At 62.1% G+C, this 13059-nt stretch carries 10 protein-coding genes; 4 read left to right on the forward strand and 6 right to left on the reverse strand.

The window, feature by feature from the left end; all coding sequences use genetic code 11:
• Positions 1-14 precede the first annotated feature (14 nt).
• Positions 15-623 (forward strand): rhodanese-like domain-containing protein, encoded by a 609-nt coding sequence (locus tag ACMUJL_RS15455; protein ID WP_375573022.1) that lies wholly within the window; start codon positions 15-17, stop codon positions 621-623.
• Positions 624-630: 7 nt separating this feature from the next.
• On the opposite strand, the gene uvrB is transcribed toward ACMUJL_RS15455, so the two are convergent.
• On the reverse strand, positions 631-2808 hold the full coding sequence (uvrB, locus tag ACMUJL_RS15460; protein ID WP_416914334.1) for an excinuclease ABC subunit UvrB: 2178 nt from the start codon (positions 2806-2808) through the stop codon (positions 631-633).
• A gap of 427 nt (positions 2809-3235) precedes the next feature.
• Between uvrB and ACMUJL_RS15465 the strand changes: the two genes are divergently transcribed.
• Positions 3236-3547 carry an ETC complex I subunit gene (locus ACMUJL_RS15465; protein ID WP_375573020.1) on the forward strand — a complete coding sequence of 104 codons (312 nt, stop codon included), beginning with the start codon at positions 3236-3238 and terminating at the stop codon, positions 3545-3547.
• A gap of 92 nt (positions 3548-3639) precedes the next feature.
• Here the strand turns inward: ACMUJL_RS15465 and ACMUJL_RS15470 are convergent, their stop codons facing one another.
• Positions 3640-4254 (reverse strand): response regulator transcription factor, encoded by a 615-nt coding sequence (locus ACMUJL_RS15470; RefSeq protein WP_068290623.1) that lies wholly within the window; start codon positions 4252-4254, stop codon positions 3640-3642.
• 308 nt (positions 4255-4562) lie between these two features.
• On the opposite strand from ACMUJL_RS15470, the gene ACMUJL_RS15475 reads away from it, so the two are divergent.
• Positions 4563-5057, forward strand: coding sequence for an oxidoreductase (locus ACMUJL_RS15475; RefSeq protein WP_375573018.1), 495 nt, complete (start codon positions 4563-4565; stop codon positions 5055-5057).
• 4 nt (positions 5058-5061) lie between these two features.
• Positions 5062-7680: an ATP-binding protein gene (locus tag ACMUJL_RS15480; protein ID WP_375573016.1), complete on the forward strand. Its 2619-nt coding sequence runs from the start codon at positions 5062-5064 to the stop codon at positions 7678-7680.
• Positions 7681-7807: 127 nt separating this feature from the next.
• Here ACMUJL_RS15480 and ACMUJL_RS15485 read toward each other — a convergent pair whose 3' ends face one another.
• From ACMUJL_RS15485 to ACMUJL_RS15500, 4 genes are all read right to left on the reverse strand, one after another.
• A complete protein-coding gene (locus tag ACMUJL_RS15485; protein WP_068290591.1) occupies positions 7808-7990 on the reverse strand; it encodes a hypothetical protein in 183 nt (60 codons plus the stop codon).
• A gap of 355 nt (positions 7991-8345) precedes the next feature.
• A complete protein-coding gene (locus tag ACMUJL_RS15490; protein WP_068290593.1) occupies positions 8346-9668 on the reverse strand; it encodes an HlyD family type I secretion periplasmic adaptor subunit in 1323 nt (440 codons plus the stop codon).
• 17 nt (positions 9669-9685) lie between these two features.
• Positions 9686-11335 (reverse strand): calcium-binding protein, encoded by a 1650-nt coding sequence (locus ACMUJL_RS15495; protein WP_375573013.1) that lies wholly within the window; start codon positions 11333-11335, stop codon positions 9686-9688.
• Positions 11332-13041, reverse strand: coding sequence for a type I secretion system permease/ATPase (locus ACMUJL_RS15500; RefSeq protein ID WP_375573011.1), 1710 nt, complete (start codon positions 13039-13041; stop codon positions 11332-11334). The genes ACMUJL_RS15495 and ACMUJL_RS15500 overlap by 4 nt, the downstream gene beginning before the upstream one ends.
• Positions 13042-13059: the final 18 nt, after the last annotated feature.

Consider the following 13059-nt stretch of genomic DNA (forward strand, 5'->3'; position numbering starts at 1 on the left):
ACGGAGGAGAGACAATGCGCGCACGCATCCTGACCCTTGCCATGGCGGTGCTTTTGTCGGCGCTTTTCGGCGTGCCGGGCCGTGCTGAACAGCCGGGGCCCGTCAACATACGCCCCGATGTCCCCGGCGTGACCGTCCAGACCGAGGGCGGTCCGGTCAAGATCGGGCGGATCCAGGACAATGATCACGAGGTCACAGGGGAATGGGCGCGCACATCGCGTGCCTGCCCGCCCTTCTGTATCCAGCCGATCAGCCCCGCCGAGGGGGTGACCACGATCGGAGAACTGGAATTGCTGGACATGCTGACCGATCCGGATGTCACGGTGATCGACAGCCGCACGCCCGACTGGTTCGCCGGCGGCAGCATTCCCGGTGCGGTGAACATGCCCTATGACCGCATGATCGACCGATTGGCCGAGTTGGGTTGCGAGCCGGATTTCGACGGTTGGGATTGCGAGAATGCCCGCCGCGTGGCGCTGTTCTGCAACGGGCTGTGGTGCGGGCAGTCGCCTTCGGCCATCCGGGCGATGATCGCGGCCGGATATCCGGCCGAGCGGATCAGCTATTACCGCGGCGGCATGCAAAGCTGGCGCGTGCTGGGCCTGAGCGTGACGGGGGATTAAGTCCGACCTAGCGCCGCCGTGGTCGTGCCTTGCCGCCGCGCATGCCGCCGCGGCCGGCGGTGGAGCGGCCTTGCGAGGCGGTCGAGGCCTCGACCGCGGCATCGATGGCGGATTGGCGCGCCATCGGGTCGTCGGCGATGGCCAGGTCCACGGCTTCCAGGCGCTTGACCTCGTCGCGCAGGCGGGCGGCTTCTTCGAATTCCAGATTTTCGGCCGCCTTGCGCATATCGGCGCGCAGGCCTTCCAGCACGGCCTGAAGATTGGCCCCGGCCAGCGGCTTGTCGATCTTGGCGGTGACGCGGTTCATGTCCACGTCGCCCTTGTACAGACCGGCCAGGATATCCTCGACGTTCTTTTTCACCGTCGTCGGCGTGATGCCGTGTTCGATGTTGTAGGCGATCTGCTTTTCGCGGCGGCGGTTCGTCTCGCCCATAGCGCGTTCCATCGAGCCGGTGATCCGGTCGGCATACATGATCACCCGGCCGTCTGCGTTGCGCGCAGCGCGGCCGATGGTCTGGATCAGCGATGTCTCGGATCGCAGGAACCCTTCCTTGTCGGCGTCCAGAATGGCCACCAGGCCGCATTCGGGGATGTCCAGACCTTCGCGCAGCAGGTTGATGCCGATCAGCACGTCGAAGGCACCAAGGCGCAGGTCGCGCAGGATCTCGATCCGTTCGATCGTGTCGATGTCGCTATGCATGTAGCGCACGCGGATGCCCTGTTCGTGCATGTATTCGGTCAGGTCCTCGGCCATGCGCTTGGTCAGCGTGGTGCACAGCGTCCGGAAGCCCTTGGCCGCGACCTTGCGCACCTCGTCCAGCAGGTCGTCGACCTGCATTTCGACGGGGCGGATCTCGATCTCGGGGTCGATAAGGCCTGTGGGGCGGATCACCTGTTCGGTGAACACGCCGCCTGCCTGTTCCAGCTCCCACGCCGCGGGGGTCGCGCTGACGAAGACCGATTGCGGGCGCATCGCGTCCCATTCCTCGAACTTCAGGGGGCGGTTGTCCATGCAGGAGGGCAGGCGGAAGCCATGTTCGGCCAGGGTGAACTTGCGCCGGTAGTCGCCTTTGTACATGCCGCCGATCTGCGGCACCGAGACATGGGATTCATCCGCGAAGACAATGGCGTGGTCGGGGATGAATTCGAACAGGGTGGGGGGCGGCTCGCCGGGGGCGCGCCCGGTGAGGTAGCGCGAATAGTTTTCGATGCCGTTGCAGACGCCGGTCGCTTCCAGCATTTCCAGGTCGAAATTCGTGCGCTGCTCCAGCCGCTGCGCCTCCAGCAGCTTGCCCTCGTTCACCAGGATGTCCAGCCGCTGGCGCAGCTCTTTCTTGATGCCGATGACGGCCTGCTGCATCGTGGGTTTGGGGGTCACGTAGTGCGAATTCGCATAGACGCGGATCTGGTCGAAGGTATCGGTCTTCTGGCCGGTCAGCGGATCGAATTCGGTGATGCTTTCCAGATCCTCGCCAAAGAAGGACAACCGCCAGGCGCGGTCTTCAAGGTGGGCGGGAAAGATCTCGAGGCTGTCGCCACGCACCCGGAAGCTGCCGCGCTGGAAGGCCTGATCGTTGCGCTTGTATTGCTGCGCGACAAGGTCGGCGATGACCGCGCGCAGATCATAGCGGCCGCCCACCTTCAGGTCCTGGGTCATCGCGCCATAGGTTTCGACCGAGCCGATACCGTAGATGCACGAGACGGACGCCACGATGATCACATCATCGCGTTCCAGCAGCGCCCGGGTGGCCGAATGGCGCATCCGGTCGATCTGCTCGTTGATCTGGCTTTCCTTCTCGATATAGGTGTCGGACCGGGGCACATAGGCTTCGGGCTGGTAATAGTCGTAGTAGCTGACGAAGTATTCCACGGCGTTGTCGGGAAAGAAGCCCTTGAATTCGCCGTAAAGCTGGGCCGCCAGCGTCTTGTTGGGGGCAAGGATGATGGCGGGGCGCTGGGTTTCCTCGATGATGCGGGCCATGGTGAAGGTCTTGCCGGTGCCGGTGGCGCCCAGCAGCACCTGATCACGTTCCCCCGAAAGGACGCCCGCGGTCAGTTCGGCAATGGCGCGCGGCTGATCGCCTGCGGCCTCGAATTCGGTCTTCATGACGAAGCGGCGCCCGCCCTCGAGCTTGGGGCGGTTCTTCACGTCTGGTGCGGGGGCATGCAGGACCGGCTGGGCCATGGGCAGAGATTCCTTTTCAGAGGTCAGAGATTGACGCCTTCGCGGCCTGTTTCAACCCCTGTCGGGCGGTTCCCCGCAGGTGCCGGATTGCAAAAATGCCGCAGCCAATAAAATATGTAGTCTATTCATATGCTTAAAATAAAAGCTTACAGTTTTGTGTAAGAAATGTCTGACACATTGTGCGAAATTTCTTGCAGGAATGGATTCGTTTTCCTAGCCTTGAAATTGCAAGTGGAAGACCCTGGCTGCCGGTGCCTGCGCACGACCCACCCCTCGCTCCCCGCGCAAGCATCGGCAACCAGGACTTTTACCTTTTTCCGCGACTTTCGTATCGATCTGCGCTGAAAAACCGCGCCCTGCGGTGGTCTGCGGTCTTGTCCTTGGCGCAGCTTTCTCCGATATAGGGGCCGCAAACCGGAGGAATCCCATGCGCGCGCGTATCTACAAGCCAGCCAAGACCGCGATGTCCTCGGGCATGGCCAAGACCCATGACTGGGTTCTCGAATTCGCTCCGGCCGAAGCGCGGGAAGTGGATCCGCTGATGGGCTGGACATCCTCTGGCGATACGCAGGCGCAGGTCAAGCTACGTTTCCACAGCAAGGAAGCGGCCGTGGATTATGCCGATGCCCACGGGATCGATGCCGTGGTGGTCGAACCCAAGTCCCGCAAGCCCAACATTCGACCGGGCGGCTATGGCGAGAATTTCGCCACCAACCGCCGCGGTGCATGGACCCATTGATCAGGGGATAGGCCCGGTCAATCCAGACCTGCAACCAGTGTAGAGAAACTGCGCCGAAGCCGCGTTGTCGCGGCTCTGGCGAAAGTCAGCCGTCAGGTGTCGATCAGGGCCGTATCGCGGCCGATCACGGCCGCATGGGCCCGGTTTTTCGCCCCAAGCTTCTTGCAGATCGACCGCATGTGCATCTTCACCGTGGTCTCGCTCTGATCAAGGTCATTGGCGATGTGCTTGTTGGTCAGGCCGCTTGCGGCAAGACGCAGAACATAGAGTTCGACGTCGTTCAGCTTTTCATGTTCTGCCGCGCCCTGCTTTTCGTTCAGCGCGCTTGTCGGCACGAACTTCTGCCCGGACTCGATCAGTCGCAGGACGCTGACAAGCGACTGCAGGGGCATCGTCTTGGGGATAAGGCCACGCACACCCAGCTCCATCGCGCGGTTCAGCGTGTGACGATCCGCAGTGGCCGAGAAGAGGACAACCTGTCCCTTGCCCGCGTCATCGACAATCTTGCGCACACTTTCCATCCCGACCATGCCAGGCATCCGCAGATCCAGCATCACGATGTCGAACGCCTCTGAATTCGCCAGGCAATCGACCGCTTCTTCGAAGGTTTCCGCCGTTTCGACATAGAACCTGCCGGTATTGGCCAGCAGCGTTGCAACGGCTTCTCCGATCAGGCGGTGATCATCCGCAAGCAATACCCTTGTCATGGGCTCGTCCTGCAATGGATTGATTGATTTGGCCATTGTATTAATCTCGCTTTGCTTGTCTTGTTCTCGTCTGAAACTGACATCGAGTCAGGTTTTGCGGATTTTGCGAAACACAAGAACACGGCTATCTAATCGCACTTTGGTTGTATCGGCGGATTGCACCGCTCACGTAAGGTCATCCCCAGCATAACTTTACATGTCAAGTAGCTCGGGTCTCAAAGTCATCCTTAAAATCTTAAGATACTATTGTCGGACTGAAAGAGGAAAGGTAACTTTTGCGCTTGGATGAAAAAAGGGATCTTGTAGTCATGTTTCGCAGAGATTTGTTGCGCTACGCCGCGTCAGCCGGTGTAGTCTCGTTCGTCGGGCCGGTTGCCCGGGCCGGTTCCGATGTATTGCTGAGCGTGGATAGTCGCGGTGACGGATCGTCCCTGAAACAGTTCAGCGATGCGGATCTGATGGCCCTGCCGCAGGTCGAATTCATGACCTCGACGATCTGGACCGCCGGGGTATCGACCTTTTCTGGTCCGACGCTTTCCTCGGTGCTCGAGGCGGCAGGCGCGGTTGATGGCATGCTGATGATGACGGCGGTCAATGACTACAAGGTCGAAGTTCCTCGGGCGATCGTCGAGCCGAATGTGCCCATTATCGCCAACCGGATCGATGGCCAGCCCTTCAGTATCCGAGACAAGGGCCCCTTGTGGCTGATGTTCCCCTTCGATTCGGACAGCCGCTATCAGAGCGAAGAGGTGTATTCCTTCTCGATCTGGCAGCTGACGCAGATCAAGGTTCAGCAGGGTTGATCCGTTGTTTGCCATTGTAGGCAGCCATGTCCTGCGCAAGGACAGTTCCCGCCGGTTGACGGCGTTTTCGCTGCTGGCACTTCTGGTGCTGTCATGCCTTGCGATGGTCTATAGCGCGCAATCGTTCCGTGATCGGATCGATGCCGTCAGGGCGTCGGATTCGGACAATGCGGGCTGGTTGATTTCGCAGCTGGACGTGGATCACAAGGCTGTGGAGCTGGCGATCGACAGGGTGTTGCTGTCGGATGTCTATCCGGAACTGCTGACTTACGAAAACACCGACCTTTCGGCGGTGCGTCTGCGTTTCGATATTTTCTACAGTCGGGTGGATACCGTGCTTTCCGCGCTTGGACGCGAAGAGTTGCCCCAGCAACTGCAGGATCTGCTGGTCGTGCTGAGCATGACACGCGACGCGCTGGCAACCGAGATCGACGGGATCGCCGACAACGACAGGGATGCGCTGTTGCGCTTTGCAGAAAGGGTATCCGCCTTCAGGCCGGTCGTGCGGGATGTGACCACGATGTCGCTGCAGTACTTCGTTGCGCAATCGGAGCGCGTGCGCGAGATGGAGCAGTCGCTTCTCCACCAGTTCTGGGTGCAAAGCGTGGTCCTGCTGGCGTTGATGGTCATTTCGGCCATGCTGGCGCTGCGTCTCTGGCGTGAACTGGAAGAGCGGACCGTGATGATGCAGCGTGCCCTTGATACTGTGTCCAAGGTCGTCGATGTCTCTATCAGCGCGATCGTGATCACCGATATGAAGGGTCGTATTCAACTGGCGAATCCTGCCGCCTCGCTCATCTTCGGTGTTCCTTCGGACGCGCTTGTGGGACGGCAACTGGACGATGTGATGAGCCCGGAGGGGCTTCATGCGCCCAAGGGCGGGTTCAGCAAGGATGCCGCCGGACAACGGCTGATCGCGGGTACTGGACCGATGCGGATGGATGCCAAACGCATGGATGGCTCTCCGTTCAAGGCTGAGGTGTCGGTGGTGGGCGATACCGATCTTGATGGTCGGCCCATCATCATCGGTTTCATTGGCGACATTTCCGAAATGGTGGCCGCCGAAGAGAAATTGCTGGAAGCCAGGGACGAGGCACAGCGGCATGCCGCCGCGAAATCGATGTTCCTGGCGACAATGAGCCACGAGATGCGCACGCCGCTGCATGGTGTGATCGCCTCGCTTGACCTGATCGAGGACAGCGCGCTGGACAGCGAATCGCGCGCCTTGCTGCAGACCGCGCGTGATTGCAGCGATCGCGCCCTGCAGCAGGTCAACGACGTGCTTGAGATCACGCGCCTGGGCGAGAGCCAGTTGGGCGAGGTCCCGTTCAACCCGGCTGACGTGGCCGCCGACATCCTGCGCGAGTTGACGCCGATGGCCCTGGCGCGCGGTATCGGCCTTGATCTCGAGATAAATGGACAGGGCCAGGACCGGGTTTGCCATGGTCTGGCGAATGCCTTTTCCCGCGCGTTGTACAATCTTGCCGGCAATGCCTTGAAGTTCACGGATCAAGGGCGCGTGGTGATCTCACTGGCGTTCCAGCCTGTTGCGCAGGATGCAGTTTGCCTGCGCGTCGATGTCACGGATACGGGGATCGGCATCGATCCGGCAGATCAGGCCCGGATTTTCGCCGAGTTCGAGACGGTGGATGCCGTGGCCAAGGGGCGTGAGGCGGGAACCGGATTGGGGCTGGCCATCGTGCGGCTTGCCGTTGCACGCATGGGGGGCACACTGGAATTGCAAAGCGTGCCGGGCAAGGGCAGCACCTTCAGCTTCGAGATCACGCTGCCACTGGCGGCCGAAGACGGTGACGCGCAGCAGGCGCGGCTTCCCGCGCCGCAAGCGGATCCGCAAGACAGCGAAGAGCTTGACCCGCTTGATGTGCTGGTTGTCGACGACAACGCCGTGAACGTGGTGCTGATGTGCAAGATGGTCCAGAAGATGGGCCACCGTGTCGAACAGGCCCGCAACGGGTTGGAGGCTGTCGAGCTGGCCTCTTCAAGGGCGTTTGACGTGATCCTGATGGATGTCAGCATGCCCCTGATGGACGGCAGTGAAGCGACCATGCTCATTCGTGCTAGCGGCATGTCCAGCGCTGCGGTGATCATCGGTGTCACGGCCTTCAGCGATGATGATCGTCTTCGTGATCTGAAGGCGAAGGGGATGGATGACGTGCTGACCAAGCCGGTCAACACGGCCGAACTGTCGCAGGCCATCGGGGCGCTTTGGGATGTCCGGCTTTCGGATGATCCCGACAGCGGGGAAGACCACGGCACGATGGATCCCGAACTTCGGACGGCGCTGGACCAATTGGGCGACATGCTGGACCGGCCAAGCGCGCTTCGCTACATGCTGCAGGCTCTGGATGAGCTGGAGGGCGTATTGCCGAAAATGCTGGATGCGGGCCTGCCCCTCGAGGTGATCGCGGACCATGTGCACAGCGTGGCCGGTGCGACCTCGGTGGTGGGTCTGACGCGCCTGTCCGGCCTTCTTGCCAAGGCTGAAACCGCGGCGCGTTGCGGCCAGAGAGAAAAGCTGACCAGCCTGCATGCCGACATGACCGTCCTGCTTGCGGCGACGCGGGCAGGGCTTGACGCCGCCGATACTGCGCTATCCGCGTGACAGGCGGGATCACTGCCATCTGATCGGAAGGAATGCCCCTGGGACCCTGTGCCCGCGGGGTGTCGCAAAAGCAAAAGGCCGCTTCCGCCTTGGCGGAAACGGCCTTGATGCCAGACTGTGTCGCGTCTTAGTTGTTGGGGTTCTGCGTGCCCATGAAGGTGTTGGTCTGAGCCGTCAGGTTGGTCGCGCCAGTCTCGATCGAGGAATAGGCAGCAACGGTCAGGCCCACGACGGCTGCGGTCAGCACGACCCAGTCAACAGTCACGGCGCCGGAGTCATCTTTGCGGAAGTTCTTGAAGAATTTAATCATTTTGTGTCCCTCCATAGGATCGTTTGCTTGGTATCCCGTCCAGTCCGGCAATGGCCTGGGCCGTTTCCCCGCCGTGGCGACCATCGCCTCGGTATGACGCCATATGGCCGTCTGATTGCGGCAACGATTTGTTGTGAATGGGCCCTTGGGCTGTTTTCAGGCACCTCTTTCGACAATTGACACTGTTCCAAAGGGTAGGGCGGCAGAATCATTTGCTTTACGGCCCTTCCGGCAGGCGGCTCCGCTGTGATGGCTTGTCGAAAGGCAAAGCGCCCGGTCATGGATCATGACCGGGCGCTGCGACTTCATCATGCCGGGTTTGACCGGACGTGTCGTGTCGGGATGGGCAGAAGCCTTATCTTTCCTTGAATGCGCGAGCCACCTGATCCGAGAAAGGCTTGACCAGATAGGACAGCGCCGTGCGCTCATCGGTGGTCAGGTAGATTTCCAGCGGCATTCCAGGGCGCAATTCCTTGCCCTCAAGGCGGTCCAGTTCGTAGGCGGGAATGTTTACGCGGATCGCATAGGACAAACCCGGCATGTCGGGATCCGGCGTCGCGGCGACCGAGACATAGTGCACCTTGCCATTCAGTTCCGGCGTTTCATTCTGCGCGAAGGCCGAGAACCGCAGCCGCGCCTTCTTGCCGATGCCGACCTGTTCGATCTGCGCCGCAGGCACGCGCCCCACGAAGACAAGATCGGCATCTTCGGGCATGATGGTGGCAAGGATCTCCGCAGGGGTGATGACCCCACCGACAGAGTTGATGGACAGGTCGTTGATATAGCCGGAAATCGGTGCGCGGATCACGGTGCGCGCCAGTGTGTCCTCGACGACCAGTCGACGCTCCTCGAGTTCGGTCAGGCGTGCTTCCAGTTCACGCAGTTCGCGCTGCGCATCGGTCCGGGCCGAATCCTCGATCGACAGGATCTCGAGCTCCAGCTCGCTGATGCGGCTGCGGGCGCGACCCACGGCTGACAGGATCTCTCCGTGCTCGCCCGCCAGACGCACGTTTTCGCGCTGGATGGAAAAGACGGCATTGCGCACGGTCAGCTGCTTGTCGGACAAATCGACGATACGGTCGTTCTCATCCGACACCAGGCGGATTTCGTCCTCTTTTGCGTCCAGACGCGCCTCAAGACCCTGGATTTCGACCCTGATCTGGTGAATGCCAAGCTGCAGTTGTTCCTTGCGGCTGAGATAGGACGCGAGGTTGCCTTCGAAAATGCGCTGTTCACCGGCAAGGATCGCATTCAGCTTGTCCTGACCGATTTCCAGGCTGGCCACGTTGTCCGGCATAAGGAACTGGGCCTGCAGGTCGCGCTCGGCTTCGAGCCGCGCCTTGCGGATCGAAAACTCGGCGATCTTGCCATGGATGATGGCCTTTTCGGTGCGTGCGCTGGTGTCGTCCAGACGCAGCAGAACATCGCCGCGCTGCACCATGTCCCCGGCGCTCACCAGGATTTCGCCGACGATGCCGCCATCACGGTGCTGCACCACGCGTAGGTCGCGTTCGATCGCAACCTCGCCCATGACCACGACGGCACCTTCCAGCTTGGCCCTTGCGGCCCATCCCATGACGCCCGCGACCAGCAGGCCGGCCAGGACCATGCCGCCGATCACCTGACCGCGGATCGAATAGGCCTGTGTCTTTGCGGGTTCTTTCTTCATCTTGGTCATGTCTTGCACTCCGGTGTTCAGACGATCGTGTCTGGGAAAAGGTCTTGGTTGCTGGTGGTCGAGACCACGACGATAAGGTCACTTGTTCCGTTCTGGTCGATATCGATGGCCACTTTGCGCCGCTCGATGTTCAGCCCGACAGGCATGTCGAATTGCAGATGCGTGTTCAGCGCATCGGCATCCTCGCCCATGCTGCGCGCGATGCGCGCCTCCAGCTCGGACGTCTGGGGGGCGGTCGCCTGACCGGACGGGTTTTCCGCCCCGTCAAGCGCGGTCCGCAAATGATCCGCCCCTTCGACCCTGTCGCCCTGCACGAAATCCGTGATCTTGAAGAAGGATTGGCCGGTCGCGGCGGTTGCCTGCCCGTGCTGGGTGGGGCCTTGTGCGAAGATATCGTCGAAGGTCAGGGTGACTTCGTCTGACAGGATGAAAAGATCGTCCTGTCCGAAGTTGTCGATTTCGAAGACGACAGGTTGCGTGGCGTCCTGCGCGCTGGCCGACGACAGCAGAACCGTGTCCTGTGCGCCGCCCAGGGCGAAGGCCTCGATCCCGAGAAAACGGTCCTGCGGTCCGCCATCCAGGCTGACCGTGCCGGCGCCAAGATCAAGGATCGACGCCTGCCGCGCCTCGCTCAGGATCAGGGTGTCGTGGCCGGCATCGCCCTGAAACAGGTCTTCGGCATGATCGCGCGAGATCACAAGACGATCATTCCCGTCGCCACCGGACACAAGGTCCTGGCCCGCACCGTCCATGAGGGTGTCATCGCCGGCGCCACCATCAAGGATGTCGTCGCCTTCGCCACCGGCAAGCCGGTCCTGACCTTCGTTTCCGAACAGGATGTCCCGGCCTGCGCCGCCCATGATCATGTCATGCCCGGCCCCGCCTTCGATCACGTCATCGCCGTCCTGGCCGTCGATGATGTCATCGCCGTCAAGTGACTTGATCGCATCGTCGCGCAGGCTGCCGATCAGGATATCGTCGCCCGATGTCCCCCACAGGGCCTGACCTGCGGCGGCGACCGTCGCCACCGGCTGATCGGGGGCAGGTGGTGTTTCGGTTTGTGGGGGCGTGTCGGGCCTGCCAGGACGATCCGGCGTGGAGGGGCCGGTTTCATCGGTATCGGCGGTGTCCGCGCTGTCCGGCGCTGCGCCTGTGCCCGCGCCAGAAGACGCGCCAGAGGTACCCGCACCGCCAGGGATGCTGTCCATCGACGGCATGCGCTGCGACGGCTCGGACGGGGTGGTCCCGACAGGATGGGCCGGCGGCATCGCCACCTCTGCCTTGGCCAGCAGGTTGGATACCGCGCCGGACAAGTTAGGGCCCTGCTCGGGTGCTGCGGATGGCAGCGCAGCGGGCGCGCCTTCTTCGGCCGTGCGCCTGGCGGGCGCTTCGGCTTCAGGTGCCTCTTGCCGGTCGATCCGCCCATCGAAAGGGGCCGCAACCGTGGTGGGCTGATCCGGTTCCTCCGGGGGGCCTTCTTCCTCCCACGAGACCTGGGCCTGACCCATAAAGCTTGAGAAATAGGCCACCACACCCATGACGGCGGTCACGACAAGGCCGATCTTGCGGTTGGAAAACCCGGTCTCGACCTTGGCGATGGCTTGCATCGCGCTCAGGCGTTTGGCGCCCTCGGACTTGGGCTTGTTGCGTCCATGTGCCTCGATCATGAGCCCGTCTCCTTGAATTCCACGGCTGCCGGTGCGGCATGGGTGGGCGCGACAGAAGGCGCCGGTGCGACAGTGGGGGCAGGCTTTACGCGCATGATCTCGGACTTGGGGCCGAACTTGGCCAGCTTGCCGTCCTGAACAACACCCACGAAGTCGACATGCTCAAGCGCGCTGGGCCGGTGGGCGATCACGATGACGATCCCGCCACGCTCCTTGATCGACTTGATTGCAAGGCTCACGGCCCGTTCGCCTTCGGCATCGAGGTTCGAGTTCGGCTCGTCCAGCAGCACCAGGAACGGATCGTTATAGAGTGCGCGGGCCAGGGCAATGCGCTGGCGCTGACCGCCGGACAGGCTGATCCCGTTGGGACCAAGGCCGGTTTCGTAACCATCGGGCAGGGCGACGATCATTTCATGCACGCCCGCCGCCTTGGCCGCAGCGATCACCTTTTCGGGGTCGGGATCGGACAGACGTGCGATGTTGCGCGCGATGGTGGTGTCGAACAGTGTGCTTTCCTGGGACAGGTATCCAAGGCTGCGCGCGATCGCATCCTCGTCCCACTGGGACAGATCGGCGCCGTCCAGCCGGACCTGGCCGCGCAGCACGGGCCAGACACCTGCCATGGCACGCATGAAAGAGGTCTTGCCGCCGCCGCTGGGGCCGATGATGCCGACGGCCTGACCTGCTTCCAGCATCATGCTGATGTCCGACAGCAGAACCTTGCCGGACCCGGGGGCCACGACGGTGACATTGTCCACGGAAAACAGCCGGGTGGGATCGGGCAGGGCCATGCGGCCCGCGTCATCGGGCAGGGCGCCCACGGTTTCGACGATCTTCTTCCAGGCGGCGCGCGCCATGATCATGGTTTTCCAGTTGGCGATACAGGCGTCGATCGGTGCCAGCGCCCGCGCCGAGGCGACCGAGGCCGCGATGATGGAGCCTGCCGTCATCTCGCCCTTGATGGTCAGGAAGGCACCCAGACCCAGCACGGCGGACTGCAGGATCATGCGCAGCACCTTGGAGATCGCGCCGATCGTGCGCGTCACCCCGGAGGAGCTGGCCTGCAGCTTGAGGTGATCCTCGTTGGCGGCCTGGAACTGCTGTAGCGCGGCCTTGCCGAAGCCCATCGCCTTGATCACTTCGGCGTTGCGGACATTGGCCTCGGCCACGTTGTTGCGCTCGATCCCGGCGCGCTGCGCCTCGCGGTTGGCCTTGCGGCTGAGAACTTCGGTCAGGATCGCCAATGCTGTCAGAACCAGTGCGCCGCCCACCGTCAGGGCCCCCAGGTAGGGATGCAGGACAAAGATGAACACCAGGAAAATCGGCATCCACGGCAGATCGAACAGCGCCGTCAGCCCCGGTCCCGCCACGAAGTTGCGCACCGTATCGACGTGCCTCCCGCGTTCGAGGGATTCGGCCGTGGAGAAGCCATAGCGCGGCATGTCCATCGTCATCTTGTGGATTTCCGGTGCCGCGTCACGGTCAATCCGTGCGCCCAGGTGCTGCAGAATCTGGGTGCGGATCACATCGAACCCGCCCTGGAACATGAAAAGGCCCAGCGCCAGGAAGGAGATCAGGACAAGGGTCGGCACGCTGCCGCTGAGCAGGGCGCGATCGTAGATCTGCATCATGTAGAACGACCCGGTCAGGGCCAGGATGTTGATGATTCCCGAAATGCCCAGCGTATAGAGCGAGGCTGACCGCATTCCTGCTGTCAGACGGGC

The sequence above is a fragment of the Seohaeicola sp. genome, from assembly GCF_048006315.1.
Classification (GTDB): domain Bacteria; phylum Pseudomonadota; class Alphaproteobacteria; order Rhodobacterales; family Rhodobacteraceae; genus Seohaeicola.

Excerpts from the sequence above, each read along its gene's own strand:
- ACMUJL_RS15455 (WP_375573022.1), top strand. The coding sequence starts at position 15 with ATGCGCGCACGCATCCTGACCCTTGCCATGGCGGTGCTTTTGTCGGCG.
- uvrB (WP_416914334.1), bottom strand. The coding sequence starts at position 2,808 with ATGGCCCAGCCGGTCCTGCATGCCCCCGCACCAGACGTGAAGAACCGC.
- ACMUJL_RS15465 (WP_375573020.1), top strand. The coding sequence starts at position 3,236 with ATGCGCGCGCGTATCTACAAGCCAGCCAAGACCGCGATGTCCTCGGGC.
- ACMUJL_RS15470 (WP_068290623.1), bottom strand. The coding sequence starts at position 4,254 with ATGACAAGGGTATTGCTTGCGGATGATCACCGCCTGATCGGAGAAGCC.
- ACMUJL_RS15475 (WP_375573018.1), top strand. The coding sequence starts at position 4,563 with ATGTTTCGCAGAGATTTGTTGCGCTACGCCGCGTCAGCCGGTGTAGTC.
- ACMUJL_RS15485 (WP_068290591.1), bottom strand. The coding sequence starts at position 7,990 with ATGATTAAATTCTTCAAGAACTTCCGCAAAGATGACTCCGGCGCCGTG.
- ACMUJL_RS15490 (WP_068290593.1), bottom strand. The coding sequence starts at position 9,668 with ATGACCAAGATGAAGAAAGAACCCGCAAAGACACAGGCCTATTCGATC.
- ACMUJL_RS15495 (WP_375573013.1), bottom strand. The coding sequence starts at position 11,335 with ATGATCGAGGCACATGGACGCAACAAGCCCAAGTCCGAGGGCGCCAAA.
- ACMUJL_RS15500 (WP_375573011.1), bottom strand. The coding sequence starts at position 13,041 with ATGCGGTCAGCCTCGCTCTATACGCTGGGCATTTCGGGAATCATCAAC.